Genomic DNA, 25,866 nt, shown 5'->3' with positions numbered 1-25,866 from the left:
CCTTGTTTGAGAGGTCGTCTGAAACGGCAATATGGACGGCAAATCAGGCGGGCCCCATGCCGTTGAACACATCTTTTTTCTTCAGTCCTGCCGCGAAGTCGAGCATACGTTGCAAAGGCAGTTTGGCGGCTTCGCCTAGCTTTCTATCCAACAGGATTTCGTTGTGTCCGCTTGTCAGGGCGTATTTGATGCCGCCCAGCGAATTCATCGCCATCCACGGGCAGAACGCGCAGCTTTTGCAGCTTCCGCCGTTGCCCGCCGTTGGGGCGGCGATAAATTCTTTGTCGGGCGCCTGCTTTTGCATTTCGTGCAGGATGCCCAAGTCGGTCGCCACGATGAATTTTTTTTCGGGACGCGATACGGCGGCTTTGAGCAGTTTGCTGGTCGAGCCGACCACGTCGCCCAGTTCGATGACGCTTTGCGGCGATTCGGGATGAACCAGCACCACCGCGTCGGGGTGTTCCGCCTTCAACGCCGCCAATTCCTGCCCTTTAAATTCGTTGTGGACGATGCACGAACCCTGCCACAACAGCATATCCGCGCCCGTTTCGCGGCGGATGTAGTCGCCGAGGTGGCGGTCGGGTCCCCAAATCAGCTTCTCGCCGCGCGATTTCAGATACGACACGATTTCCAACGCCACTGAAGACGTTACCACCCAGTCGGCACGCGCTTTCACGGCGGCGGAAGTGTTGGCGTACACCACCACCGTACGGTCGGGGTGTTGGTCGCAAAACGCTGAAAACGCCTCTTCCGGGCAACCCAAATCCAAAGAACATTCCGCTTCCAAATCAGGCATCAGCACCGTTTTTTCAGGGCAGAGGATTTTCGCGCTCTCGCCCATGAAGCGCACACCCGCCACCACCAGCGTACCGGCTTCGTGTTCCGCACCGAAACGCGCCATCTCCAGCGAATCGCCCACGCATCCGCCCGTTTCCAAAGCCAAATCCTGAATCAGCGGATCAACATAATAATGCGCCACCAAGACCGCGTTTTTCTCCTTCAGCAAAGCCTTGATTTCGTCTTTCAGACGGCCTGCCGTCTCGCGGTCGGGCGTGTCGGCAACCTTCGCCCACGCCTGACGGATTTGGCAGGCGGAAGTCGGCGTCTGAATGAGGGGCATATCGTAATCGAACGAGCGGCGGGCGGCGGTTTGCATGATGTTTCCTTGTGGCTGTTTTTCAGACGGCATAAAGGTTTGCCGTCTATGTTTCAAATAGTTTTTATATTATGCTCAACTTGAGTATAATATGCAAGGTCGTCTGAAAACCGCTTTGGTTTACAATAAGGTTTTCTCTTGAATGAAAGCCACGCATGGATGCCTATCCTGAAACAGCAGCCAATACGCAAAGTATCGTCGAGCTGGTTCCTGTACTGATCGCCATTACAAACGGCAGCTTGAGGGTTTTGACCGTTGCCCAAGGAGCGCTGCTGCCCAACGGCCTGCTTGCACCGCTTCGCCACTCCTTGCAGGCAGGGGTCAGGATGTGGGTCGCCAAGCAGACATCTCAGCCCATGGGTTATGTAGAACAGCTTTACACCTTTGTCGATACGCGCCGTCAAAACGAGCAAGGCCTGCCTGTCTTGTACGTCAGCTATCTGGGGCTGGTGCGCGAGGCAGCCGACAGCATCCTGCACCCGGATGCGAAATGGCAGGACTGCTACGGCTATTTCCCGTGGGAAGATTTGCGCACCGACGGCGGGCAGCGCGACGCCGTCGTCAGCCGCCTGCGCATTTGGGCAAACTCGGCAGACACGGAGGAAGTGCGCCAAAAGCGGCTCAAGCGCATTCACTTGTGCTGGGGGGTCGAACCGGAAAACTGGTCGGAAGAATACGTTTTGCAACGCTATGAAATGCTGTATGAAAGCGGCCTGATAGCGGAAGCCGCCGAGCCGCAGGCAAACTTCGACTTCGCGCTCACGGGGCAGCCCATGCGCCACGACCACCGCCGCGTGCTGGCGACCGCCCTGTCTCGCCTGCGTGCCAAAATCAAATACCGCCCCGTGATTTTCGAGCTGATGCCGCCCGAATTCACGCTGCTGCAACTGCAAAACAGCGTCGAAGCCATCAGCGGCAGACTGCTGCACAAGCAAAACTTCCGCCGCCAGATTCAGCAGCAAAACCTCATCGAGCCGTCGGATACCGGCGTATCGGGCAGCAAAGGCCGTCCCGCGCAGCTTTACCGCTTCCGCGACGACGTCCTGCCCGACAGGTTGATTTCGGACATCGGACTGCCGCTGGGCAGCCGTTAGCCCGTTTTCAGACGGCCTATAGTGGATTAACAAAAATCAGGACAAGACGACGAAGCCGCAGACAGTACAGATAGTACGGAACCGATTCACTTGGTGCTTCAGCACCTTAGAGAATCGTTCTCTTTGAGCTAAGGCGAGGCAACGCCGTACTGGTTTTTGTTAATCCACTATAAAATGAAGTTTTGCCCCATCGGTGCAACATCAATATTTTTCAACAAAGGAAACCCCATGTCGTCTGAAAATACCCTCTTCCCCCTGCCCGACACCCTGTTGCGCCCCATGGTGGAACAAGCCTTGAGCGAAGATTTGGGCAGGCGCGGCGACATTACGTCCGCCGCCGTCATCGCACCCGACAAAACCGCCAAACTCTTCCTTGTCAGCCGCGAAGACGGCGTCATCGCCGGCACGGACTTGGCGCGCCTCGCCTTTCAGACGATGGATTCATCCGTCCGCTTCCAAGCCGAAATCCAAGACGGACAAACCGTCCGCGCAGGTCAGACGCTGGCCGCCGTCGAAGGCAACGCCCGCGCCCTGCTCGCCGCCGAACGCACCGCGCTCAACTACCTCACGCACTTAAGCGGCATCGCCACCGCCACCGCGCGTGCCGTTGTCGAAGTCGCCGAATACGGTACAGACATCGTGTGCAGCCGCAAAACCATCCCCCTGCTGCGCGTCCTGCAAAAATACGCCGTCAGGGCAGGCGGCGGCGTAAACCACCGCATGGGCTTGGACGACGCCGTGCTCATCAAAGACAACCACCTCGCCTATTGCGACAGCATCGCCCAAGCCGTGCAGCAGGCAAAACAGGCAGTCGGACCGTTGACCTGCGTGGAAATCGAAGTGGACACGTTGGCACAACTGGACGAAGCCATCGCGGCGGGTGCGGAACGGATTTTGCTGGATAACATGAACGACGAAACCTTAAAAGAAGCGGCAAACCGCTGCCACACGCAAACCGCCCACCCCCACACCATCTATTGCGAAGCATCGGGCGGCATCGGCTTCGACCGCCTGAAACGCGTGGCACAAACCGGCGTGAACGGCATCGCCCTCGGCTATCTGACCCACAGCAGCCGCTCGTTGGACATAGGTTTGGATTTTATGGCTTAAGTTCGAGTTGGCTATAAAGCAAAAAGGCCGTCTGGAATTTCAGACGGCCTTTAATATTACTCATCAACCCAATGTAACCATTTCAATCTGTTCCATACTTCTGCCCAAGAAACGTTCGCCGATGGTGCGGAAGCGCAGGGGGATGTCGCTGACGTAGAAGCGGTAATCCGGATTGTCGTTTTCTGTATTCAGCAAACCTGCTTGCGCTAAGGCTTTGGCGGTGGCTTCGGCGGTGGTGATGGCGGAATCGACCAAGGTAACGTTTTGCGCTTCGCGGCCGATAAGCGGTTTGAGCAGTGGGAAGTGGGTACAACCCAACACCAGCGTGTCGATGTCGTCGGCCAAAAGCGGCTTCAGGTATTCGCGCACGGTCAGGCGGGTGACTTCGTGATCGAGCCAGCCCTCTTCCACCAATGGCACAAGCAGGGGCGCGGCTTGTGTACGCACCAGCGTGTCGTTGTTTTGCGAATGGATGGCGCGTGCGTAGGCGTTGCTGTTGACGGTGGTATTGGTCGCGATAATGCCGATTCGGTTGTTTTTGGTGGTTTGCAAAGCGGCTTCCGCGCCGGCGGAAATGACGTCCAATACGGGCATATTGCCTGCTTTTTGACGGATTTTTTGTCCGGCAACGGCGGCAATGGTGTTGCACGCGATGACGAGTGCCTTGACATCGTTTTCCAGCAGGAAATCGACAATCTGCATGGCGAAGGTTTCGATGGTGGCACGGGATTTGGTGCCGTAGGGAACGCGTGCGGTATCGCCGAAATAGATGATGTTTTCCATCGGCAGGCGTTCCATCAGGGCGCGGACATTGGTCAAGCCGCCGACTCCGGAATCGAATACGCCGATGGGGCGTTGTTTGCTGGTACTCATGGTTAATTTCTTCAATATAGTGTTGAGGCCGTCTGAAACCGTTTTTCAGACGGCCTGAAGGTTAAACATATTCTTTTTTATCGTTTTCCATCCAAGCCTGATGCGAGCAAATCCACAACAGTACGATACCGCACACGGTCGAACTCAACATCATACCGGCCATTACCAAGGCAGAACCATTATGCAGCCAAGTTGTCGCCATGCCGACCGATGCGCCGATGAGGGATTGGAACACGCCCAAAACGGCATTTGCGCTGCCGCCCTCTGCGCTGAAATAGCCCATAAAGCAGGCTTGAGTGTTCGCGCCGACCAAGCCTTGCGTACCGACTGAAAACATCACGCACAACACCAAAGCCCACAAAGGTGGCAAAGACAGTAACAACACCAAAACAGCCATCAGCAAATTAGCGACGAATTGGACAATAATGCCCCATTTGAGGATATTTTGCGGATGCGTACCGGTTTTCAAACGCCATGCGGTAATGCGGTTAAACGACATCATGGTAATGATATTGAGCGCAAATATCCAAGCATATTGGTTTGGCGAAACATGATACAATTGTTGGTACACGAACGACGATTCGGTCAAAAAGGCAAACATCGAACCAAAACTGAAAGCTTGGAAAAACAAATAGCCCATCGCGGCGCGCGTCCTCAAAACGCGTTTAAACCTGCCGGCCACCACGCCGAACACGTCCATACTGATTTTGCCTTTTTGATGCGGCTTGGGCAGGAAATACCACATTAAACCCCAAAGCAGCAGCGAATAGCAGGCCAGAAAACCGAAAATCATGCGCCAGCCGCCCAAATTCTGCAAGCCCGCACCAATCATCGGCGCCATCAGCGGCACAATCATCAGAATAATGCCGATTAAGGCAAACATCTGTGCGGCTTTGCGTCCGGAATAATAATCGCGCACCATCGCGCCGGAAATCACCACGGTCATCCCCGCACCAAACGCCTGCACGGCACGCAAGTTCAGCAGCTGCTCGACATTATTCACCATCGTCAAACCGACAACGGCGGCAAAGTAAATGCTCAAGCCCACCAGGGCGACAGGTTTGCGGCCTTTAATATCCGAAATCGAACCGCCGACCACCTGACCAAACGCCACGCCAAACATAAAAAAGCTCAGGCTTTGCTCAATACGGTGGATGTCCGAACTCAGCGACTTCGCCATTTCGGGAATCGCAGGCAGATAGGCATCGACAGAAAACGGCATCAGCGCGACCAACATCGCCATCAGCACGGCCATGGTTCTTTCGCTCAAAGGGGCTTGTTGTGCAGTCATTCCGATTTTCGCTTTCGTAACAAATATTCAAAAAACAAAGAAAACAACCGCCTTGTCAGACGGTTGCGGGTTGGATGGAATTATAGCAGATTTCAACCCCGTCCAATCACTGCAAAAAAACCTTTGCAAAACTTAAGGCCGTCTGAAACTTCGCTTAGTTGAATCCCCCCGCCGCAAACGTTAAAATGCTTGTTTTTTAAGACAACACATTGTTTCACATCACGGATTCTAAGGAATAATCATGACTACATTTCAAATTGCGCGTGCCGACGGGAAAACGCTCGAAATCCAAGGCAAAATGGCCAACCGCCACGGCTTGATCGCCGGCGCGACCGGTACGGGTAAAACCGTTACCCTGCGCCGCATGGCGGAAGCTTTCAGCAGCGAAGGCGTCCCCGTATTCTTAGTCGATGTCAAAGGCGATTTGTCGGGCATCGCGCACGCCGGTGCCAACAACGGCAAAGTGGGCGAACGCATCGCCGAGTTTGATTTGGGCGAGCAATGGCTGCAAAGTTTCCCCGTGCGCTTTTGGGATGTTTACGGCGAAACCGGTATTCCCGTCCGCGTAACCGTTTCCGAAATGGGCCCTATGCTTTTGGCCCGCCTGATGAATCTGAACGACACGCAGGAAGGCCTGCTCAACCTCGTATTCAAAGTTGCCGACGACAGAGGCTGGCACATTCTGGACTTGAAAGACCTGCGCAGCATGCTGAAACACGTTTCCGACCACGCTTCGGAATACCGCACGCAATACGGCAACGTCTCCGCCGCCAGTATCGGCGCGATTCAACGCCAACTGCTGACTTTGGAAAACGAAGGCGCAGAAAAATTCTTCGGCGAACCTTCCCTCAACCTGCAAGACTGGATGCAAACCGACAACGGCAAAGGCATCATCAACATCCTCAACTCCGAAAAACTGATGCGTTCGCCGCGTATGTACAGCGCGTTTTTGCTGTGGATGTTGGCAGAATTGTTTGAAACCCTGCCCGAAGTCGGCGATTTGGATAAACCAAAATTCGTGATGTTCTTCGATGAAGCGCATTTGATGTTCGACAATGCCGCCAATGCGTTGGTCGAACAAATCGAACAAGTCGTGCGCCTGATCCGCTCCAAAGGCGTGGGCGTCTATTTCGTCACCCAAAACCCGCTCGATTTGCCCGACACCATTCTCGGCCAACTGGGTAACCGCGTACAACACGCCCTGCGCGCCTTCACGCCGCGCGACCAAAAAGCGGTTAAGGCCGCTGCCGAAACCTTCCGCAGCAACCCAAACATCAAAGTTGCCGAAGCGATTGCCGAACTCGGCGTCGGCGAAGCCCTTGTTTCCTTCCTCGACGAAAAAGGTATGCCCGAGCCGGTAGAGCGCGCGCTCGTCCTGCCGCCGCAATCTTCCTTAACCCCGCTTGCCGCCGAAGAGCGCAACCGCTTGTTCCAAAACGACGATTTGTATCCGACCTACAAAGACATGGTGGACAACTACTCCGCTTTTGAAGCCTTAGCCGAAGCAGACAGCCAAGCAGCCGCTGAGAAAGAAGCCGCAAATGCTGCCAAAGAGCAGGAAAAAGCACAAAAAGCCGCTGAAAAAGAAGCCGCCAATGCCGATCCAGGCATCCTCGGCGGACTGCTCGGCGGCTTGAGCGGCGGACGTAAAAAATCCGGCCAAGGTTTGGGCTACAACGTTGCCGACGCCATCGGCAGCCAAATCAACCGCCAAGTCACCAACGCCATTTCCCGCAGCGTAATGGGCATTATTAAAAATATGTTCAAATAATCAGCCTACAAATATAAAAGGCCGTCTGAAAATCAATTTCAGACGGCCTTTTGTTTATCAATCCAATCAGTTCTTCATCGATTGAACCGGAGCCGGGATTCTGCCGCCTCGGTTGACGAACACTTCGCACGAACCTTCTTTAACCGGCATTACGGGCGCGTAGCCCAGCAGGCCGCCGAACTCGACGCTGTCGCCGACGGTTTTACCAGTAACCGGAATAATGCGCACGGCAGTGGTTTTGCTGTTGATCATGCCGATGGCGGCTTCGTCGGCGATGATGCCGGAAATGGTATGAGCAGGCGTGTCGCCAGGGACGGCAATCATATCCAAACCAACGGAGCAAACGGCGGTCATGGCTTCGAGTTTGTCCAATGTCAGTACACCGGCTTCAGCAGCGGCAATCATGCCCTCGTCTTCTGAAACGGGGATAAATGCGCCGCTCAAACCGCCGACCGCGCTGGAAGCCATCATGCCGCCCTTTTTCACGGCATCGTTCAGCAATGCCAAGGCAGCCGTCGTGCCGTGCGTACCGCAGACGCTCAAGCCCATTTCTTCAAGAATGCGCGCCACCGAGTCGCCGACGGCAGGGGTCGGTGCCAGCGACAAATCGAGAATGCCGAACGGGATATTCAGCATTTTTGAGGCTTCGCGGCCGATGAGTTCGCCCACGCGGGTAATTTTGAAAGCGGTTTTCTTCACGACTTCCGCAACTTCGGTCAATGTCGTTGCATCTGAATTTTCCAACGCGGCTTTTACAACACCCGGGCCGGATACGCCGACATTGATAACGGCATCCGCTTCGCCCGAACCATGAAACGCACCCGCCATAAACGGGTTGTCTTCCACCGCGTTGCAGAATACGACGATTTTCGCGCAGCCGAAACCTTCGGGCGTAATTTCAGCCGTGCGTTTGATGGTTTCGCCTGCCAGCTTGACCGCATCCATATTGATACCGGCACGCGTGCTGCCGATATTGATGGAGCTGCACACGATATCGGTGGTTTTCATCGCTTCGGGAATGGAACGGATCAACACCTCATCCGAAGGCGACATGCCTTTTTGCACCAACGCGGAAAAGCCGCCAATAAAAGATACGCCTATCGCTTTGGCAGCCTTATCTAAAGTTTGCGCCACGCTGACGTAAGAATCAGCATGGGTGGCCGCGGCGATTTGGGCAATCGGCGTAACGGAAATACGCTGATTCACAATCGGTACACCGTATTTGGCAGACAGATATTTTGCCGTCGCTACCAAATCTTTGCCGACGGTGGCGATTTTGTTGTAAATATTTTGGTTCAACACATTGATATCGCTGCTGATGCAGTCGTGCAGATCAATACCGATGGTAATGGTGCGCACGTCAAAATTCTGGTCGGCTACCATTTTGACGGTTTCTAAAATCTCGCCGGATTGAATACTCATGGCTCTCCCTCCGACTTAAATACGGTGCATGGCTTGGAAAATTTCTTCGTTTTGCATACGGATATCAAGCGCGAGTTTTTTGCTCTCTTCCGTAAACAAATCCAAAACTTCTTGACGCGATTTGGTGCATTTTGAAGTGTCCACCAAAATAATCATGGTAAAAAAATCGTCCATCAGCTGTTGGCTGATGTTGAGAATATTGATTTGGTTTTCCGCTAAAATTTTGGAAACGTCGTACACAATGCCCACACGGTCTTTGCCGATGACGGTGATGACTGAATTGTTCATAACGCTGTTTCTCCTCATAGGATATTTGAAAAGTGTTGACAATTATAACACTCAGGCCGTCTGAAAAACTGTTTCAGACGGCCTGAGTATTCAAATTTCAATTTTAATTATCGCCCTGCTTTCAAAGCCTGCCACAGGCGAACGCTGAGTTTGCTCGCATCGGTTGACTTAGGGGAGACAATGAAGCTTTTTTCCATCAATTCTTTACTTGGGAAAATCGATTCGTCAGAAGTGTATTTTTCATCCATCAAATCACGCGCCGGACGGCTGGCCGGAGCATAAGTCACATAGTTGCCGTTTTTGGCCGCTGTTTCAGGATTGAGCGTGTGATTGATGTATTTGTGTGCATTGGCCACATTTTGCGCATCACGCGGAATCATCAGCGAATCCACCCAAATACCGACGCCGCTTTTCGGCGCCAATACTTCGACTTCGACGCCGTTTCCGGCTTCTTTGGCACGGGTTTTGGCAATATTGAGGTCGCCGCCGTAGCCTACCGATACGCAAAGATTACCAGCAGCCATATCGTCGATATAGCCGGACGAGGTAAAGCGTTTGATGTCGGGGCGCACTTTTTTCATCATATCGACAGCTGCTTTGATGTCGTCAGGGTTTTCGCTGTTCGGATCTTTGCCCAAATAATGCAAAGCCAAAGGAATCTGCTCGATGGCGCTGTCAAAATAGCTGATGCCGCAGGATTTCAGTTTTTGGGTGTATTCAGGGTTAAACACCAAATCCCATTCGTTTTCAGGCAACTTGTCCGTACCCAACGCCTTTTGAACCTGCTGTTTGTTAATCGCCAGCGTATTGATGCCCCAGAAATAAGGGACGGCATATTCGTTGCCTGGATCGACAGCTTCCATCATTTTCAACAAATCGGGATCGATATTGGCGTAATCGGGAATTTGCGATTTGTCGATTTTTTGATACGCGCCGGCTTTAATCTGACGGCCGACATTGGCAATAGAAGGCGCAACCAAGTCATAACCCGACTTGCCGGTCAGCAGCTTAGCTTCCAGCGCTTCGTTGCTGTCGTAGTAATCGTAGCGGACGTTGATATGCGTATTTTTTTCAAACGCAGACAGCGTGGCAGGATCGACATAATCCGACCAGTTGTAGATATTGAGTTTATCCGTTTGAGAGGAAGAAGTTTGAGTTTGAGATGCGGAAGATTCTGCGGCGGTTTCTTTTCCACCGCTACACGCAGTCAAGACGAGGCTCAAGATTGCCGCCGCCATCAAAGATTTTTTCATGGTTTCAGACCTTTTGTTCGGGGGGTAAAAATATTGCAGCGGTGGCGGATGCCACTTACAAAAGGGAAACTGTGGGGGCGGCCGGCATGTGTCCTTTGCCCTTGATTCAGCAAGGTTTGCATTAAACGGCAAAAAGCTTTTGAATGCAAGACCTTAAAGCAGAAAAAAATTTCATTTTTCAGACGGCCTGAAGCTATGGTTTTATTCATAAACAACATTTTTTCAGAAACGGTTTCATGCCGTCTGGAAAAAACTGTGGGCTTATTCAGACGGCCTCAAGATTTGTCAAAACCGCCCAATTTGTGGGAAAATTGCACGATTGAATTTAATGAAGGGCGACACCGTGTTAGACAGAGAAGGCTATCGCCCCAATGTCGGTATTATCCTGATTAACGAACGTAACGAAGTCTTTTGGGGCAAACGCGTACGCGAACATTCATGGCAGTTTCCGCAAGGCGGCATCAAGCCAGGCGAAAGTCCTGAGACCGCCATGTACCGCGAATTGTACGAAGAAGTCGGCCTGTTGCCGCAACACATCAAAATCGTTGGCCGTACGCGCGACTGGTTGCGTTATGACGTTCCTAGTCATTGGGTGCGCCGCGAATGGCGCGGTTCGTATCGCGGACAAAAACAGATTTGGTATCTTTTGCGCTTGGTCGGCCGCGACAGCGACGTCAACCTCCGTGCCTGCCATCATCCTGAATTTGACGGCTGGCGCTGGCATCAATACTGGGCACCGGTTGACGAAGTCATCGATTTCAAGCGCGGCGTGTATTTGGACGCATTGACCGAACTCTCCCGTTTCTTGCGCGGCATAGAAAGCTATGAAGACTTTATCCGTCGCAATCCAATAGAAAACCTATAACCCAAACGCTTTCAGGCCGTCTGAAAGCGTTGTTTTTCATCTTTTCAGACGGCCTTTACATTATTCCTATGGCTAAAAACAATCAATACAGCGAATCCAGCATTACCGTCCTCAAAGGCTTGGAGCCGGTCAAAGAACGCCCCGGCATGTACACCCGTACCGACAGCCCAACCCATATCTGTCAGGAAGTGATTGATAACGCGGCGGACGAGGCGTTGGGTGGTTTCGCGACTGCAATCGACGTGCAAATTCATGAAGACGGTTCACTTTCCGTCCGTGATAACGGCCGCGGCATTCCCGTCGGCCTGCACCCTGAAGAAGGCGTACCCGTAGTCGAACTCGTGTTCACCCGTCTGCACGCAGGCGGCAAGTTCAACAAAAAAGACGGCGGCAGCGCGTATGCCTTTTCAGGCGGTCTGCACGGCGTCGGCGTATCTGTTACTAACGCCCTTTCCACCCGCCTTGAAGTAACGGTCAAGCGCGAAGGCAAAATCCACCGCATCGTCTTTTCCGGTGGCGACGTCATTGAACCTTTGACTGAAGTGGGCAAATGCGCCGTCAAAGACAGCGGCACCGAAGTGCGCGTGTGGCCGGACGGCAAATATTTTGAAAGCCCGAATTACAGCATTCCCGAACTCGAACGCTTATTGCGCGCCAAAGCTGTATTACTGCCGGGCGTGCGCGTTTCCCTGACCCGTCCGGTCAAAGGCGAAGACGAAGCGTACACCCAAACTTGGCACTATCCAGACGGCCTGAAAAGCTATCTGACCGACCTGATTGCCAATGCACAAGAAGCCGTGCCTATCTTCTCTTGCGAAAACTACATTTCAGACGGCCACAACGGCGATTTCAGCATCGGCGAAGGCGCCGCGTTTGCCCTGACTTGGCTGGAAGAAGGCTCGTGCGCCAACGAAAGCTACGTCAACCTCATCCCCACCCCGCTGGGCGGCACGCACGAAGCAGGCTTGAAACAAGCCGTGTTCAACGCCGTCAACAACTTCATCAATCTGCACAACCTTCTACCGCGCGGCGTGAAAGTGCAAAGCGACGACGTGTTCAGCAAAACCGCCTTCGTCCTCTCCGCCCGCGTCCTCGACCCGCAGTTCCAAGGTCAGACTAAAGATAAGCTGACCAACCGCGACGCGTTGAAACTTGTTGCCGCCGTATCGGGCGACCCTTTGGAATTGTGGCTGAACCAAAACGTGGACTTCGGCAAAAAAATCGCCGAACTCGCCATCCGTCAGGCACAAGCGCGGATGCGTTCGGTGAAAAAAATCGAAAAGAAAAAAGGCAGCGGCGTCGCTGTCTTGCCCGGTAAGCTGACCGACTGCGAAAGTGAAGACATCCGCGAAAACGAACTCTTCCTCGTCGAAGGCGATTCCGCAGGCGGCTCCGCCAAACTCGCCCGCGACAAAGCCACCCAAGCCATCCTGCCCCTGCGCGGTAAAGTGCTTAACAGCTTTGAAGTCCATCCCGACCAACTCTTCGGCAACGCCGAAATTCATGATATTTCCGTCGCCATCGGCGTCGATCCGCACGGCATCAACGACAATCCCGATTTAAGCGGCCTACGCTACGGCAAAATCGCCATCCTGTCCGATGCCGACGTGGATGGTTCGCATATTCAAGTTTTGCTGTTGACCCTGTTCTACCGCCACTTCCCGAAACTGGTCGCCGACGGACACATCTACGTCGCCCAGCCGCCGCTGTTCCGCGTCGATGTCAACGCACAAGGCAAAAGCAAACCCGCCCGCAAATTCTATGCCCTCGACCAAAACGAACTCGACAGCATCTTGGAGCGGCTGCAAAAAGAAGGCGTCAAAGAAACCGCCTATTCCATCAGCCGTTTCAAAGGCTTGGGCGAGATGAACCCAGACCAGCTCAAAGACACCACCATGCACCCCGACACCCGCCGCCTGTTGCAGGTACAAATCCCCGAAGGCGCGGATGATGAAACACGCGACATCTTCGTCAAACTGATGGGCAAAGGCGAAGCCGCCGCCCGCCGCGCATGGATGGAAAAAGAGGGCGATACGGCAGAATTGGATATCTAATCTATTGTTTCAATAGACTAAAGGCCGTCTGAAACTTTAAAAATTTCAAACGGCCTTTTTTAAAATCATCAGAAATTAAGATTAAACAGTATTTCAATATCCTGTTACTTACCTGTTTCTATTTTCGCAGCTTAATTGTGTCTTTAAGACAAATAAAAAAGCACTGATATAATCAGCGCTTTTTAAATAATGGCGCGGCGGACGGGGCTCGAACCCGCGACCCCCGGCGTGACAGGCCGGTACTCTAACCAACTGAGCTACCACCGCGCATCCACTGTCAAAGACAATGAAAAAGAAAGTGGTGGGTGATGACGGAGTCGAACCGCCGACATTCTGCTTGTAAGGCAGACGCTCTACCAACTGAGCTAATCACCCGATAAGTCGTCATTAAATCAAAAAATTAGGCCATGCGCAAGGTTTTTATTTAAATAAAAATATATCCCATTGAAAGAATATAGAATATTTTATTTAACCGCAAAAATTACCGTTATGCCTATCCATCAATCGAAAATCAAATGTCCCAATTTATCCGCTTTAGTATGCAGATAACGCTCATTTTCCACATTTTCGCCGACATGCAATGCAATCCGTTCGACCACATTAATACCGGAATCTTTCAACGTTTGGATTTTTTCAGGATTATTGGTCAACAATCTGACCTCACGAATATGCAGATAATCATAAATCTGCTTGGCTAAAGTGAAGTCGCGCGCATCAACAGGAAGGCCGAGCGCTACATTGGCTTCAACCGTATCCAAGCCCTGATCTTGCAGACGATAAGCACGGATTTTGTTTATCAAACCAATGCCCCTGCCTTCTTGGCGCAAATATACGATAACGCCACGCCCTTCTTTCTGAATGGCTTGCATCGCCGCTTGAAGCTGAGGGCCGCAATCACATTTCACCGAAAATAAAGCATCGCCGGTCAAGCACTCGGAATGGATACGTGACAACACAGGCAGGCCGTCTGAAACATCGCCCATCGTCAATGCGACATGTTCCTGCCCGCCCTCTTCTTCGAAGCCGTGCATCGTAAATTCGCCCCATTCCGTAGGCAAACGGCATGACGCGACAAACTTCAACGCGTTACTCATTTTCCGCTTCCTCGTTTTCAGCCACGCCCAAGAGGTTTTTCAAAGGTTCCACCAAGGCTAATGCAAGGGCAATCCAGGCCACCAACACTTCGTCAGGCGCACCGTCCTTGACATCAAATTCAGCATGTACCACGCCTAAAACCGCACCGCTGGGCATACAGACAGGAACAGAAATCTGACTCAAACCGGGATGATTGCGTTCGTCCGACAATTCACCGATTTCCTGCCAATACGCCACATTCTGGCAAACATTCATCCAGCCGCTTTGCGCCGTACGCACAGCCAAAAAAGCCTGCCCGGCCGGCTCATCGATTGGAATCACATTTTCCAACGGCACGCCCCAACGGCTTAGACGAACCAGCGACAACGCGCCATCTTTCGGAAACGCAGTATAAACGGCTGCGCTTTTCAAATGCTCGGTGCGCTCGGCAACCGAATCCAAAGCCATAAAAATCTGTTTCAGCAATAATTCATGTTCGGCATCGACATAATCCGCCAATTGCCAACCATTTTCAGACGGCCACAAAATCGAACGCTCAACCGAAGCATTGCCCATTTTAATCACAGCCTGGGCAGTCAAATAAGCAACATGTATCTCATCCGCAGGCAACTTCAAACCTTGCGTCTGCAAAAAATCTTTAATCAATAAAGCAGGCATCAGCCCTTCCTCACCAAATGGAAAGTTGAGGCCGTCTGAAAACAAACCCTGCTTTCAGACGGCCGGAATAAGTCATTATATAAGGGATAAACCGACAAATTCAAGCAAACAAGACTTTGCGCCCCCATTAATCTTGTGTATAATCCACGATTCAAATTAGTGCGGACGTGGCGAAATTGGTAGACGCACCAGATTTAGGTTCTGGCGCCGCGAGGTGTGAGAGTTCGAGTCTCTCCGTCCGCACCACACTCAAAATAAGCAGCTTTCGGGCTGCTTTTTTTACATCTATTCCACTATATACCCAAAATCAAAACTGCTTTTAATTTTTTGACCTTTGCAAAAAAGGGGTTTATTTGGGGGTATAACAGACGTTTCCATTTTATCTTTCAGACGGCCTATCATTTATGTTGAATCCATCGCAAAAACTTGTCGAATTGGTCCGTATCCTTGAAGAACGTGCCTATATTTTTCCAGGAGATCCTGTGCAGGCGACGGAAGCGTTGCGACATATTGATGGTGGCAATGAGGAAAAACTGATACGCCGTGCCCAAATTATTGACCGCGACAAGCATTTGAAATATGTGTTGCAACAGGTGGAGACAGGCTCGTTTTGGCTTTGGATTGTTGCGGCGACGTTGTTATTTACGGTCGGTTTTTCCAGCACTTATCTGTTGATGGACCATCAGGGACTGAACTTTTTTCTGGTATTGGCCGGGATTCTGGGCATGAATACGGTCATGCTGCTGGTGTGGCTGGCGACTTTATTCCTGCGTTTGAAAAATGTGCACTTTATCAGCAGTCCGGCAACTTGGTTCCGAGGTAAAGACCCGGTCAATCAGGCAATTTTGCGGCTTTATGTGGATGAATGGCGCAAACCGCAAACGCGTTGGCTGATTGGCGCAACCTCACACAGTCTGTGGCTTTGTACGCTGTCGGGGATGTTGGTTTCTGTTTTGCTGCTGCTTTTGGTGCGTCAATATACGTTCAACTGGGAAAGTACGCTTTTAAGCAATACGGCATTGGTGAAAACGGTTGAGGCTTTGTCATGGCTGCCGGAACGTTTGGGCTTTCCTGTTCCAGACAGTCAGGCCGTAATTGCAGGCCGTCTGAACAATCATATCGAAGATGCGCGCGCTTGGGCGGGTTTACTCATCGGCAGCATTGTCTGCTATGGTATTCTGCCGCGCTTGCTTGCTTGGCTGGCTTGCAAGATTACTTTAAAAACCCTGCGCGAACGTTTGGATCTGAATCAGCCCTACTATCAAAACATTCTCCGCACATGGCAGACGAAGATTGTTGATGCCGATGATTTTCAGGAAAATATCGTTCCCGTTTCATCTAAAATTACGCTGAACAATGCGCCCAAATGGGCTGTTACACTGGAAACGGAATGGCCTGAGCCGCTTTGGTTTTCCGGCGTTTTGGCGCAAGAATGGATAGACAAAGGCGTAGTCGCCGGCAGAAAAGATTTGGAACAATTGGAAGCCGAATTGAAACAAACTCCAGTGCAACTTCTCATCGGCGTACGCACGCAAACTGTTCCCGACCGCGGCATTTTGCGTCAAATCAGCCGCTTGGCCGAAGCTACGGATGGCGGCGTTATCATTCAGCTTTTGAATCAAGACAGTTTCTCTGAAGATTTAGATACCAAACTGGATTATTGGCGCGATGCGCTGGCAGAAAGAAACATTGCCTGGCTGGAGCCGACCCGTTTGGCACAAGAAAAACGGCAAAGTGCTATTTGACAGATAAACCGAAGGCCGTCTGAAACCTGATGTTTGGGTTTCAGACGGCCTTATTTATTGTTGAGGATTCATCTTAATGAGGTTCGTGGCGATGCTCTTGATGATGTTTGGGCTTGGCTGCGTGGTGTCTGGCTTTAGGTGCAGGTTTTTTCATTTTTTGCGGTTTGGCTTTTTCGTGCATACGCTCTTGTTTCGGATGCATGTCGTGTTTGCCATGCGCAGAAGCGACTGGAGCCAAGACCAAACCGGCAGCGGCAACCATCAAAGAGGTCATTTGAATCAGTTTTTTCATATTTATCTTCCTTCAAGAGGTTGATTTGAGGTAAAAATAAGCATTTATTCACACTCAAGCGATGGACAAATATTAATGGCTTTGACTGTCAGCTGCTGTCTGCATTCGGCGAAATCTGTTCAAAATTCAGCAATAGAAGTATGGCAACACAATGATGCAATAAGGTTCGTCAATTTTGACAAAGCGTCTTTACACATTCCCCAAACAACAAAAAGCGCGAACCTTTCGATTCGCGCTTTTTTCAGACGGCATCAATTATTTTTTGTCGTCTTTTACTTCTTCAAAGTCGGCATCTACAACGTCGTCGTCTTTCTTAGCTGAAGACTCGGCTTGTGCGCCCTCGCCTGCTTGTGCTTCGGCTTGCGCTTGAGCGTAAACCATTTCGCCCAGTTTTTGGCTGGCTGTACCCAAAGCTTCGGCTTTAGCATCGATAGCGGCTTTATCGTCGCCTTTAACGGCTTCTTCAGCTTCTTTCAACGCAGCTTCGATTTTTTCTTTCTCGGCAGCGTCGAGTTTGTCGCCGTAGTCGGCCAAAGATTTTTTCACGGAGTGAATCAGAGCTTCGGCTTGGTTGCGTGAAGCGACCAATTCAGTCAGTTTTTTATCTTCTTCAGCGTTGGCTTCGGCATCTTTCACCATGCGTTCGATTTCTTCTTCGCTCAAACCTGAAGAACCTTGGATGGTGATGTTGGCGGCTTTGCCGGTGCCTTTGTCTTTGGCAGAAACGTGCAGGATACCGTTGGCGTCGATGTCGAAAGTAACTTCAATTTGAGGCATACCGCGTGGTGCAGGTGCGATGTCGGTCAAGTTGAACTGACCCAAAGACTTGTTGGCAGAAGCACGTTCGCGTTCGCCTTGCAGCACATGGATGGTTACAGCGCTTTGGTTGTCTTCGGCAGTAGAGAACACTTGAGACGCTTTAGTCGGAATAGTAGTGTTCTTTTGAATCAGCTTGGTCATCACGCCGCCCATGGTTTCGATACCCAAGGACAGAGGAGTTACGTCCAGCAGCAATACGTCGCTGCGGCCGCCGCTCAATACTTCGCCTTGAATTGCTGCGCCTACGGCAACGGCTTCGTCAGGGTTCACGTCTTTGCGAGGCTCTTTGCCGAAGAAGTCTCGAACGGCTTCTTGTACTTTCGGCATACGGGACTGACCGCCGACCAAAATCACGTCGTCGATGTCGCTGGTGCTCAAGCCGGCATCTTTCAATGCGATTTTGCAAGGCTCGATAGAACGTTGAATCAAATCTTCAACCAGGCTTTCGAATTTGGCACGGGTAATTTTCATGGCCAAGTGTTTCGGACCGGTTGCGTCCATAGTAATGTACGGCAGGTTGATTTCGGTTTGCTGACCGCTGGACAATTCGATTTTGGCTTTCTCGGCAGCTTCTTTCAGGCGTTGCAGAGCCATGACGTCTTGTTTCAAATCAATGCCTTGTTCTTTTTTGAACTCGTCAATGATGTAGTCGATCAAGCGTTGGTCGAAGTCTTCACCGCCCAAGAAGGTGTCGCCGTTGGTTGCCAATACTTCGAATTGTTTGTCGCCGTCGATGTTGGCGATTTCGATGATGGAAATATCGAAAGTACCGCCACCCAAGTCATACACGGCGATTTTACGGTCTTTGCTGTCGCCTTTGTCCATACCGAATGCCAAAGCGGCTGCGGTCGGTTCGTTGATGATTCGTTTTACTTCCAAACCTGCGATACGGCCTGCGTCTTTAGTCGCTTGACGTTGGCTGTCGTTGAAGTAGGCAGGAACGGTAATCACGGCTTCTGTTACTTTCTCGCCCAAGTAAGCTTCGGCTGCTTCTTTCATTTTACGCAAAACTTCTGCGGAAATTTGAGGAGGAGACAGCTCTTTGCCTTGTGCTTTCACCCATGCGTCACCGTTGTTGGCTTTGATGATTTCAAAAGGCATGGATTCAATGTCGCGTTGTACTTCTTTGTCTTCAAATTTGTGGCCGATCAAACGTTTGGCCGCGTAAATAGTGTTTTTAGCGTTGGTTACCGCTTGGCGTTTTGCTGGCGCGCCGACGAGGATTTCGCCGCCGTCCAAATAAGCGATAACGGAAGGAGTGGTGCGTGCGCCTTCTGCGTTTTCGATTACTTTGGTTTGACCGTTTTCAGAAATGGCCAAACAAGAGTTGGTTGTACCTAAGTCAATACCGATTACTTTTGCCATATTATGTTGCTCCTAAATAAACTTTTCTTAATTAATAATCCTGTGGAACATTTCGTTCCGATGGCTTGTAAATAAGGTTGCTTCATTTTTTTTCAAGGCCTATTTTGAATTTTTTTTAAGATTAAATTCAAGTGCTTGATTTATTTATCCACAAGCCGTTTATTCTTTTTTCAGACGGCCCGGTTTTCATTTTCCGATTCCGGTTTATCGGAATGATTTTCCAATAGCGGAACATCGGGTTTTGAAACCGGATAAGGCCGTCTGAAGATTTTATGCTTGATAAACTTTATCAAGCGATGCCTTCAATCTTCTTTTTTCGCCACGACAACCATTGCAGGACGCAGCACGCGGTCGGCCAATGTATAGCCTTTTTTCATTACGCTGACGATGGTATTCGGCTCTTGCTCGCTGACGACTGCCTGCATGGCTTGATGTTGGTGCGGATCGAGTTTGTCGCCCGGCTGCGGGTTGATTTCTTTAATATGGGTGGCATCAAATGCTTTTTGCAGCTCGTTTAAAGTCATTTGCACGCCCATTTTCAGCGCATCGAAATTGCCGCTTTGGTCCAGCAGCGCCATTTCGAGATAATCTTTAACCGGCAACATTTCTGCTGCAAATTTTTGTCCGGCGAATTTATGGGTGTCGGCGATTTCCTGCTGATGGCGGCGGCGCAGGTTTTGCTCGTTTGCCAAACCGCGCAATTCGCTGTCTTTGAGCTGGCCTTCCAACTCGGCGACACGCGCCTGAAGTTCTTCGTAAGTCGGTTCGGCTTGTTCGGTTTCAACGGTTTCGGCAGTTTCTACGGCTGCCGCTTCTTCTGCTTCGTGTTGATGTTGTTCGTTATGCTCCGTCATTTCTGACATCCTTTTAGCGTGTTGATATTCGATGTTTCATATATAAGGCCGTCTGAAAAAACTTCAAGCATTTGAATGCCGATTATCAAATGCCTTGTTAAAATACGTTGGAAAACGGTAAGATAACCATCTGATTGTATTCTTCAGACGGCCTCAAACATGAAAAAAGACCATTTGAATTCAACTGATTTTAATCTGTGGCACACCATCCGCGAAGAAACCGAAGCCGCCGCCGCGGCCGAACCGATGCTGGCGAGCTTCCTGCATCAAACCGTATTGCGCCACCAGTCTCTCGATTCGGTATTGGCCTACCATCTTTCCAGCAAGCTCGGCAGTCCGATTATGGACGTGCGCGCGCTGTTTGAAATTTATCAGCAGGCTTTAAGTGCGGACACCCGCATCAGCAAATGTGTCGAGGCCGACTTGAAAGCCATTTACGAGCGCGACCCAGCTTGTGATGAATATTCGCTGCCGCTGTTGTATTTCAAAGGTTTCCACGCCGTACAGGCACACCGCATCAACCACTGGCTCTATCAAAACGGCCGCAAAACGCTGGCGTATTTCCTGCAAAACCGCATGTCGGAAGTGTTCGGCGTCGATATCCACCCGGCTGCGCGTTTCGGTCATGGTTTGATGCTCGACCATGCCACCGGTTTTGTGGCCGGCGAAACCGCCGTCTTAGGCAACAATATTTCCATCCTCCACGGCGTAACGCTGGGTGGTTCGGGCAAAGAAAGCGGCGACCGCCACCCGAAAATCGGCGACGGCGTGATGATTGGTGCGAACGCTTCGATTTTGGGCAATATCCGCATCGGCAAAAATGCCAAAATCGGCGCAGGCAGCGTGGTGGTTGCCGACGTACCGTCTTCGATTACCGTCGTCGGCGTACCGGCCAAACCGGTCGGCCGCTCTTCCAAAACCCCTTCTGCCGATATGGATCAAAGCATTCAATTATCATCTACGGATTTTGTGATTTAAACCGTCTGTCATTAAAAAGGCCGTCTGAAAAAACAAATCTTTCAGACGGCCTTTTTATGTTTTGAATCTTGGCGTCAACCGCGTTTGCGCAAGGCTTCCAAATGCGTTTTAACCTGCTTGACTTTCTCTTCGGTAAACAGCTTGGCAATGTTTTTCCAAATGCTGTGATAACCGTAAGGCCCGTGTTGCATTTCGGCTTTTGCCTCTTCCACCGGCCAGCCTTGATAAATGATGCGGTACATTCCGGCAATCAAACCGGTACGGTCCGCACCGTGATAACAATGGATGAGTACCGCGCCGTTTTGCTGTTGTTTTTCAATCAGGTATAGGATTTCCGCAATCTCTTTCGGCTTAATGCTCCATGACAGCAACGGACGGTTTAACAAGGTTAAACCATACGCCTTCAAATGGTCGTCATCGTTGCGGTCGAAAAAGCGCAGGTTGATCACGCTTTGAATGCCCAGCTTGACAATGGCTTCGCCATCTTCGGCAACAGGCTGCTCGCTGCGGTAAAGCTTGTCATCGATGCGATAAAGGTTGGCATCGTGTTTGATGGGGGTTGCCCAACGTTCGGACTGAACGGCTTTGTTGCCGTTATCCGGCGGCGCGGACGAGCAAGCGATGGGCAAGCCGGAAGCGAGAAGGCACAATAAAAGACGGCGCATAAAATTCCTGTATGAAAATCAATGGGAAAACAAATATCGAAAGATTTTATCAAAACCCGTCCGGATATTCTATCTGCGCAAACCGCGTTACAATAAAGCCTCTTTTTTTCAGACGGCCTTTCATCATGACCTGCCTTGCTTGGAACACCACGCCTTCCCTTGCTACCCTTTGCCGCGCCATCGAACAACATACCGCGCCGCTTTATTTGATTGTCTGCCTGCCTGAAAACCATATTCCCGATTTTCCATTATCGAATCAGCCATCCGAGCTTGAAGGCCGTCTGAACAACCGCCTCGTTCAAGCCATGAAATGTCTTCAATTCAACAGCGTCAATATTTTGGAAAACCTATTGCCTGATGTGCATCTCTGGCTGGTTCCTCCACACCGTGCCGACTGCTTACACGAACATTTCCATCATATCGAATGGCAAACCGAAGCCATATCCCAAGCACACCCCTCTCCTCTGAAACCTTGGTTCAGACGGCCTGAACATCAAGCCGCGCCCGAACACGTACTGATTATAGGCGCAGGCATTGCCGGCGCGGCAACCGCGCGCAAACTAGCAGAGCACGGCATACGCGTTACGGTTTTGGAGGCAGGCAAAGCGGCACAGGCAGGCAGCGGCAACCGCCAAGGCTTGCTCTACGCCAAAATCTCGCCACACGATACCGAACAAACCGAGCTGTTGCTGACAGGCTACGGCTACACGCGCCGATTGCTGGAAGACTTGCTGCCCGACTCCAACGCATGGGGTGGAGACGGCGTATTGCATTTAAACTTTGACGACAGCGAACGCAAACGCAATCAGGCCTTAGGTTTGCAACACCAGCATAAACACCTCTACCGCAGCGTATCCGCCGAAGAGGCTGCGCACATTGCAGGCATAGACGTATTTTCAGACGGCCTTTACTGGCCGCAAGGCGTATGGCTGAATCCGCCCGCCGTCGTGCATGCCTTATTGAACCATCCGCTGATCGAGTTACACGAACACTCGCCGCTGACCGCCGTATCGCATGACGGCGCACAATGGACGGCACACACACCAAACGCGCATTTCAACGCCAGCCATATCGTTTACTGTATGGGTGCGCATAGCCCGAATGCCGCCGACACCAACGTCTCCGTCCTGCCTTTCCGCCAAATCCGCGGCCAAACCGGCGTTGTGTCCGCCAGCCCGTTTTCACAAAAGCTGCGTTGCGCCATTTCCGGAGAAAGCTACATCAGCCCGAGCTGGCAAGGCCGCCACTGCTACGGCGCAACATTTGTCCTCAACAGCAACGATGAAACTTGGTATCCACACGAAGAAGCCGACAACCGCGCCGCCCTGCACCAGCTTAATCCGCCATTGGCACAATCCCTGTTTTCAGACGGCCTGCAAACTCCCCCGCTCCAATCCACACAAGGCCATGCCGCCCTGCGTTGCGACAGCCTCGACCACTTGCCCGTTGTCGGCGCACTCGGCGACATCGCCGCCATACAGTCCGCCTACGCCAAACTGGCATTGGACAAAAACTACCGCCTCGACAATATCCCCTGCCCTTACCTGCCCCATGCCTACATCAATACGGCACACGGCACACGCGGCCTGGCGACAGCCCCCATCTGCGCCGCCGCCATTGCAGCCGAAATACTCGGCTTGCCGCATCCGCTATCGCAAAAGCTGAGAACCGCGCTACACCCCAACCGCGCCATCATCCGCGCGATTGTTCGGCAGCAGCCGTTGTTATCCGTTTAAAGATTTCGTTTTAAATAAAAAAGGCCGTCTGAAAGTCATCAAAACTTTCAGACGGCCTTTGGCTATCCGTTAACTGCTTAGAATTTCCATTCCAGCGATACAGCGTAATTGCGGCCTGGGGCGCGGTAGCGGTCTAAGCCTTTGCCATCGCGGTCAACCCCGTTGGTTGTGCTGTAGCTGTACAGGCCGCGCAGGGAGTCCCAAGTGGTGTATTTGCGGTTGAACATATTGTACACACCGGCACGCAAAGTCAGGTTTTTAGCCGGTTTGTAGAAGCCGTAAATATCAAACACATAAGCCGATTTGTTCAGCCATGGGTAATCTACTACTTTTTCTTGCAAAGGCGTACCCCAACCAGTGTTTTCAAACACGGTATATTGAGCGTCTTTGGCCTTTTTCGCTCCCAGATAGGTCAAGCGGGAGAACACACCCCATTTTTCGCTCGGGCTTTCGTAATCGACACCGGCAATCACTTTCAGAGGCTGAGTGGACAGCAGGCTGTTGTTGCCTGACAGTTTGCTCTTCGCATAACCGACAGAACCAAACAATTTCCAGCCTTCAGGTACGAAAGAAACCACTTGACCTAAATTCAGACGGCCTGTCAGCTCAAGACCACGGATTCGGGCCTTGTCGATGTTTTGCATCTGCCATTCCAGTTTTTCGGAATAAGGATTGCTACAAATACCATAGTAGTAATTCATCTGAGTACAGCCGACATCGCCACTGGTGGTCAGCTTCTGCTCTTCAGACAAGAAGTTGCGGTAATTGCTTTGATACAGGTTGGCATCCAAAGTACCTTTTTCGCTGCGGCCTTGCAGAGAAAGGGTATGGGTGGTGCTGCGCTCGGCTTTCAGGTTCGGATTAGGCAACCAGGTACCTGAGCCGTGGTTGTAAGTGAAATACACTTCAGACGCATTCGGCACGCGGAAACCGGAAGTTACATCGTAACCCAAACGCCATGTCTGACTCAGCTGTGCAGCCAAGCCGACAAAACCGCTCCAGCCTTTATAAGTGTTGGCTGCAGGTGGTGTTTTGTCACAAGCATGACACTCGGCATTCAGTTGCTGCGGCGTCATTTTGGTGTAGTCGTAACGGATACCTGCGCGGCTGCTGAACACGTCGTTCCATTGGATTTGGTCAGACAGAGAGAAACCGTAGTTGGTGGTTTTCACAGGGTGTTGAATCGAGCTGGTCGTGCGCAAAATACGGCCGCTGAAGTAGTAATCGTCGCGGTTTAAGTTTTCAAACTCACGTTGGCTGGCAAATGTTTTAAACGACAGGCGGTGTTGCCCGCCCAGTTGCAACGGCTGGCTGTCCATACGCAGCGTAATGCGTTTGAAGGTTGTATCCATGCTGCGGTTGTAGATTTCGTCCAAATCCTTCTGGTTGTAGTTGCGCGTCCAGGTGGAATAATCCATCGGGAACGAGCCTTTGTAGTTAACTGCCGCCACTTTGGTTTTCTGATAATCGAAGTCCACCTTCAACAACGACAACCAATTTGAATCAGGCGTCCATTCGTAAAACAGGTTAGCATTGCGCCGTCTGTTGACATCGTCGGCTTCGCGCCAAGAAGAAGCGGTCAGGTTATAAGACTCTTCAGTCGTGTAATTGTGGCCCTGCTGACCGTTGAGCGATGCTCCGATACGGTGGTTGTCGTTGATTTGATAAGCAATCTTACCCAAGAAGCTGTGGTATTTATGTTTGGACGGATCAGGAATACCGCGCGCAGAACCACGGATATTCGCTCCGCTTCCGGCACCCTCTACCGGATAGCCACGCTCACCCGCACTTTCGGTCTCATGACCGCGACGTTGCGAATACAGCAAAGCAGCATCCACGCGGTCGTTGCTCACGCCGAAACCGAGTGTATTTGTCCATTCGCGGTTGCGGCTGCTGTAACCGTTTTTCATCATCACGCCAAACTGACGCTCAGGCAACAGCAAATCATGACCTTGCAGGGTTTGGTAATTCACGCCGCCACCCAATGCACCGCTACCGGTATTGAAAGAGTCTGCGCCCTTCACGATTTCGATGTTGCGCACGAGTTCGGGGTCGATAGACAGACGCGAGCTGTTGAAGTTGCCATAACGGGCATACAGCGAGTTTTCTTCAGAATCAGGCAGGTTTACGCCGTCAATGCTGACGCCGACACGGTTGCCTTCCACGCCACGAATGGCAAAGCCTTTTTGATGGCGGCCGCTGTCGCTCAAGCCAACGTCGGTGGAATAACGTACCAAGTCTTTGTTGTCACGTACCATTTCTTGTTGGATACGGCCAAGGTTGACACGTTCCACGGCTGCAGGCGCATTACGCTGGCCTTTAACGCGGACTTCTTTTATCTCTGCTTTAACGGGTGTGGTTTCGGTTGCAGCTTCATCCGCTGCCAAGACTGGATTGCCGAAAATACTGCCGACCAGCGCGGCAATAGGAAGCATGTGTAATGGTTTCATATTATCAACTCAAGATGTAATGGATTGTTCATC

General features: G+C 51.5%; 21 protein-coding genes and 3 tRNA genes. 9 read left to right on the top strand and 15 right to left on the bottom strand.

Annotated features, from left to right (window positions below; all coding sequences use genetic code 11):
• Positions 1-43: 43 nt before the first annotated feature.
• Complete coding sequence (gene nadA, locus HMPREF2596_RS10570) at positions 44-1,156, bottom strand: quinolinate synthase NadA (RefSeq protein WP_070826608.1); 1,113 nt, start codon at positions 1,154-1,156, stop codon at positions 44-46.
• A gap of 155 nt (positions 1,157-1,311) precedes the next feature.
• Between nadA and HMPREF2596_RS10565 the strand changes: the two genes are divergently transcribed.
• Both HMPREF2596_RS10565 and nadC read left to right on the top strand, forming a co-directional pair.
• Entirely contained in the window at positions 1,312-2,250 is a 939-nt protein-coding gene (locus tag HMPREF2596_RS10565) for an NUDIX hydrolase (RefSeq protein ID WP_070850999.1), read from the top strand.
• Positions 2,251-2,478: 228 nt separating this feature from the next.
• Positions 2,479-3,360, top strand: a complete 882-nt coding sequence (nadC, locus tag HMPREF2596_RS10560; RefSeq protein WP_070850998.1) for a carboxylating nicotinate-nucleotide diphosphorylase — start codon at positions 2,479-2,481, stop codon at positions 3,358-3,360.
• Between the two features lie 63 nt (positions 3,361-3,423).
• Here nadC and murI read toward each other — a convergent pair whose 3' ends face one another.
• Positions 3,424-4,233, bottom strand: coding sequence for a glutamate racemase (gene murI, locus HMPREF2596_RS10555; protein WP_003747483.1), 810 nt, complete (start codon positions 4,231-4,233; stop codon positions 3,424-3,426).
• A gap of 61 nt (positions 4,234-4,294) precedes the next feature.
• Positions 4,295-5,524 (bottom strand): multidrug effflux MFS transporter, encoded by a 1,230-nt coding sequence (locus tag HMPREF2596_RS10550; RefSeq protein ID WP_070850997.1) that lies wholly within the window; start codon positions 5,522-5,524, stop codon positions 4,295-4,297.
• Positions 5,525-5,765: 241 nt separating this feature from the next.
• Here HMPREF2596_RS10550 and HMPREF2596_RS10545 point away from each other — a divergent pair, with 241 nt between their 5' ends.
• Positions 5,766-7,295, top strand: coding sequence for a helicase HerA-like domain-containing protein (locus HMPREF2596_RS10545; protein ID WP_070850996.1), 1,530 nt, complete (start codon positions 5,766-5,768; stop codon positions 7,293-7,295).
• A gap of 66 nt (positions 7,296-7,361) precedes the next feature.
• On the opposite strand, the gene HMPREF2596_RS10540 is transcribed toward HMPREF2596_RS10545, so the two are convergent.
• The 3 genes from HMPREF2596_RS10540 to HMPREF2596_RS10530 all read right to left on the bottom strand — a co-directional run bounded on the left by HMPREF2596_RS10540 (position 7,362) and on the right by HMPREF2596_RS10530 (position 10,258).
• Positions 7,362-8,717 (bottom strand): PFL family protein, encoded by a 1,356-nt coding sequence (locus tag HMPREF2596_RS10540; protein ID WP_070850995.1) that lies wholly within the window; start codon positions 8,715-8,717, stop codon positions 7,362-7,364.
• A gap of 15 nt (positions 8,718-8,732) precedes the next feature.
• Positions 8,733-9,005, bottom strand: coding sequence for an ACT domain-containing protein (locus tag HMPREF2596_RS10535; RefSeq protein WP_070850994.1), 273 nt, complete (start codon positions 9,003-9,005; stop codon positions 8,733-8,735).
• A 107-nt stretch (positions 9,006-9,112) separates the two neighbouring features.
• A complete protein-coding gene (locus HMPREF2596_RS10530) occupies positions 9,113-10,258 on the bottom strand; it encodes a polyamine ABC transporter substrate-binding protein (RefSeq protein WP_070850993.1) in 1,146 nt (381 codons plus the stop codon).
• Between the two features lie 328 nt (positions 10,259-10,586).
• On the opposite strand from HMPREF2596_RS10530, the gene HMPREF2596_RS10520 reads away from it, so the two are divergent.
• Both HMPREF2596_RS10520 and parE read left to right on the top strand, forming a co-directional pair.
• The gene (locus HMPREF2596_RS10520; RefSeq protein ID WP_004520487.1) at positions 10,587-11,123 is read left to right on the top strand and encodes an RNA pyrophosphohydrolase; all 537 of its coding nucleotides are present in this window, start codon (positions 10,587-10,589) and stop codon (positions 11,121-11,123) included.
• Between the two features lie 68 nt (positions 11,124-11,191).
• On the top strand, positions 11,192-13,177 hold the full coding sequence (gene parE, locus HMPREF2596_RS10515) for a DNA topoisomerase IV subunit B (protein WP_070850992.1): 1,986 nt from the start codon (positions 11,192-11,194) through the stop codon (positions 13,175-13,177).
• A gap of 190 nt (positions 13,178-13,367) precedes the next feature.
• On the opposite strand, the gene HMPREF2596_RS10510 is transcribed toward parE, so the two are convergent.
• From HMPREF2596_RS10510 to HMPREF2596_RS10495, 4 genes are all read right to left on the bottom strand, one after another.
• Positions 13,368-13,444, bottom strand: a tRNA-Asp gene (locus HMPREF2596_RS10510).
• Between the two features lie 32 nt (positions 13,445-13,476).
• Positions 13,477-13,552: transfer RNA gene (locus HMPREF2596_RS10505), tRNA-Val, on the bottom strand.
• A gap of 125 nt (positions 13,553-13,677) precedes the next feature.
• Positions 13,678-14,271 carry a GTP cyclohydrolase II gene (ribA, locus tag HMPREF2596_RS10500; protein ID WP_070850991.1) on the bottom strand — a complete coding sequence of 198 codons (594 nt, stop codon included), beginning with the start codon at positions 14,269-14,271 and terminating at the stop codon, positions 13,678-13,680.
• A complete protein-coding gene (locus HMPREF2596_RS10495; protein ID WP_070850990.1) occupies positions 14,264-14,929 on the bottom strand; it encodes a hypothetical protein in 666 nt (221 codons plus the stop codon). The genes ribA and HMPREF2596_RS10495 overlap by 8 nt, the downstream gene beginning before the upstream one ends.
• A gap of 161 nt (positions 14,930-15,090) precedes the next feature.
• Here HMPREF2596_RS10495 and HMPREF2596_RS10490 point away from each other — a divergent pair.
• Positions 15,091-15,175: transfer RNA gene (locus HMPREF2596_RS10490), tRNA-Leu, on the top strand.
• 158 nt (positions 15,176-15,333) lie between these two features.
• Positions 15,334-16,674 carry a DUF2868 domain-containing protein gene (locus HMPREF2596_RS10485; RefSeq protein WP_070850989.1) on the top strand — a complete coding sequence of 447 codons (1,341 nt, stop codon included), beginning with the start codon at positions 15,334-15,336 and terminating at the stop codon, positions 16,672-16,674.
• Positions 16,675-16,747: 73 nt separating this feature from the next.
• On the opposite strand, the gene HMPREF2596_RS10480 is transcribed toward HMPREF2596_RS10485, so the two are convergent.
• From HMPREF2596_RS10480 to grpE, 3 genes are all read right to left on the bottom strand, one after another.
• Entirely contained in the window at positions 16,748-16,966 is a 219-nt protein-coding gene (locus HMPREF2596_RS10480; RefSeq protein WP_070850988.1) for a hypothetical protein, read from the bottom strand.
• A gap of 255 nt (positions 16,967-17,221) precedes the next feature.
• On the bottom strand, positions 17,222-19,150 hold the full coding sequence (dnaK, locus tag HMPREF2596_RS10475) for a molecular chaperone DnaK (protein WP_049348822.1): 1,929 nt from the start codon (positions 19,148-19,150) through the stop codon (positions 17,222-17,224).
• A 302-nt stretch (positions 19,151-19,452) separates the two neighbouring features.
• Positions 19,453-20,013 carry a nucleotide exchange factor GrpE gene (grpE, locus tag HMPREF2596_RS10470; RefSeq protein ID WP_003747507.1) on the bottom strand — a complete coding sequence of 187 codons (561 nt, stop codon included), beginning with the start codon at positions 20,011-20,013 and terminating at the stop codon, positions 19,453-19,455.
• A 150-nt stretch (positions 20,014-20,163) separates the two neighbouring features.
• On the opposite strand from grpE, the gene cysE reads away from it, so the two are divergent.
• Positions 20,164-20,982, top strand: coding sequence for a serine O-acetyltransferase (cysE, locus tag HMPREF2596_RS10465; RefSeq protein WP_003747509.1), 819 nt, complete (start codon positions 20,164-20,166; stop codon positions 20,980-20,982).
• A gap of 74 nt (positions 20,983-21,056) precedes the next feature.
• Here the strand turns inward: cysE and HMPREF2596_RS10460 are convergent, their stop codons facing one another.
• Positions 21,057-21,647, bottom strand: coding sequence for a tyrosine-protein phosphatase (locus tag HMPREF2596_RS10460; protein ID WP_049344632.1), 591 nt, complete (start codon positions 21,645-21,647; stop codon positions 21,057-21,059).
• 125 nt (positions 21,648-21,772) lie between these two features.
• Here HMPREF2596_RS10460 and mnmC point away from each other — a divergent pair, with 125 nt between their 5' ends.
• The gene (gene mnmC, locus HMPREF2596_RS10455) at positions 21,773-23,383 is read left to right on the top strand and encodes an FAD-dependent 5-carboxymethylaminomethyl-2-thiouridine(34) oxidoreductase MnmC1 (protein ID WP_070850987.1); all 1,611 of its coding nucleotides are present in this window, start codon (positions 21,773-21,775) and stop codon (positions 23,381-23,383) included.
• Between the two features lie 77 nt (positions 23,384-23,460).
• Here mnmC and HMPREF2596_RS10450 read toward each other — a convergent pair whose 3' ends face one another.
• Positions 23,461-25,833: a TonB-dependent hemoglobin/transferrin/lactoferrin family receptor gene (locus HMPREF2596_RS10450; RefSeq protein ID WP_070850986.1), complete on the bottom strand. Its 2,373-nt coding sequence runs from the start codon at positions 25,831-25,833 to the stop codon at positions 23,461-23,463.
• Between the last annotated feature and the right edge of the window lie 33 nt (positions 25,834-25,866).

The organism is Neisseria sp. HMSC078C12 (genome assembly GCF_001838065.1).
Taxonomy (GTDB): domain Bacteria; phylum Pseudomonadota; class Gammaproteobacteria; order Burkholderiales; family Neisseriaceae; genus Neisseria.
The sequence above is the reverse complement of the archived record's forward strand: the minus strand, read 5'-3'. Positions and strand labels throughout refer to the sequence as shown.

Coding starts and splice junctions, on each gene's coding strand:
- HMPREF2596_RS10535 (WP_070850994.1), bottom strand. CDS start 9,005: ATGAACAATTCAGTCATCACCGTCATCGGCAAAGACCGTGTGGGCATT.
- HMPREF2596_RS10550 (WP_070850997.1), bottom strand. CDS start 5,524: ATGACTGCACAACAAGCCCCTTTGAGCGAAAGAACCATGGCCGTGCTG.
- HMPREF2596_RS10450 (WP_070850986.1), bottom strand. CDS start 25,833: ATGAAACCATTACACATGCTTCCTATTGCCGCGCTGGTCGGCAGTATT.
- murI (WP_003747483.1), bottom strand. CDS start 4,233: ATGAGTACCAGCAAACAACGCCCCATCGGCGTATTCGATTCCGGAGTC.
- HMPREF2596_RS10460 (WP_049344632.1), bottom strand. CDS start 21,647: ATGCGCCGTCTTTTATTGTGCCTTCTCGCTTCCGGCTTGCCCATCGCT.
- mnmC (WP_070850987.1), top strand. CDS start 21,773: ATGACCTGCCTTGCTTGGAACACCACGCCTTCCCTTGCTACCCTTTGC.
- nadC (WP_070850998.1), top strand. CDS start 2,479: ATGTCGTCTGAAAATACCCTCTTCCCCCTGCCCGACACCCTGTTGCGC.
- HMPREF2596_RS10520 (WP_004520487.1), top strand. CDS start 10,587: ATGAAGGGCGACACCGTGTTAGACAGAGAAGGCTATCGCCCCAATGTC.
- nadA (WP_070826608.1), bottom strand. CDS start 1,156: ATGCAAACCGCCGCCCGCCGCTCGTTCGATTACGATATGCCCCTCATT.
- parE (WP_070850992.1), top strand. CDS start 11,192: ATGGCTAAAAACAATCAATACAGCGAATCCAGCATTACCGTCCTCAAA.
- dnaK (WP_049348822.1), bottom strand. CDS start 19,150: ATGGCAAAAGTAATCGGTATTGACTTAGGTACAACCAACTCTTGTTTG.
- grpE (WP_003747507.1), bottom strand. CDS start 20,013: ATGTCAGAAATGACGGAGCATAACGAACAACATCAACACGAAGCAGAA.
- HMPREF2596_RS10495 (WP_070850990.1), bottom strand. CDS start 14,929: ATGCCTGCTTTATTGATTAAAGATTTTTTGCAGACGCAAGGTTTGAAG.
- ribA (WP_070850991.1), bottom strand. CDS start 14,271: ATGAGTAACGCGTTGAAGTTTGTCGCGTCATGCCGTTTGCCTACGGAA.
- HMPREF2596_RS10565 (WP_070850999.1), top strand. CDS start 1,312: ATGGATGCCTATCCTGAAACAGCAGCCAATACGCAAAGTATCGTCGAG.
- HMPREF2596_RS10540 (WP_070850995.1), bottom strand. CDS start 8,717: ATGAGTATTCAATCCGGCGAGATTTTAGAAACCGTCAAAATGGTAGCC.
- HMPREF2596_RS10530 (WP_070850993.1), bottom strand. CDS start 10,258: ATGAAAAAATCTTTGATGGCGGCGGCAATCTTGAGCCTCGTCTTGACT.
- cysE (WP_003747509.1), top strand. CDS start 20,164: ATGAAAAAAGACCATTTGAATTCAACTGATTTTAATCTGTGGCACACC.
- HMPREF2596_RS10545 (WP_070850996.1), top strand. CDS start 5,766: ATGACTACATTTCAAATTGCGCGTGCCGACGGGAAAACGCTCGAAATC.
- HMPREF2596_RS10485 (WP_070850989.1), top strand. CDS start 15,334: ATGTTGAATCCATCGCAAAAACTTGTCGAATTGGTCCGTATCCTTGAA.
- HMPREF2596_RS10480 (WP_070850988.1), bottom strand. CDS start 16,966: ATGAAAAAACTGATTCAAATGACCTCTTTGATGGTTGCCGCTGCCGGT.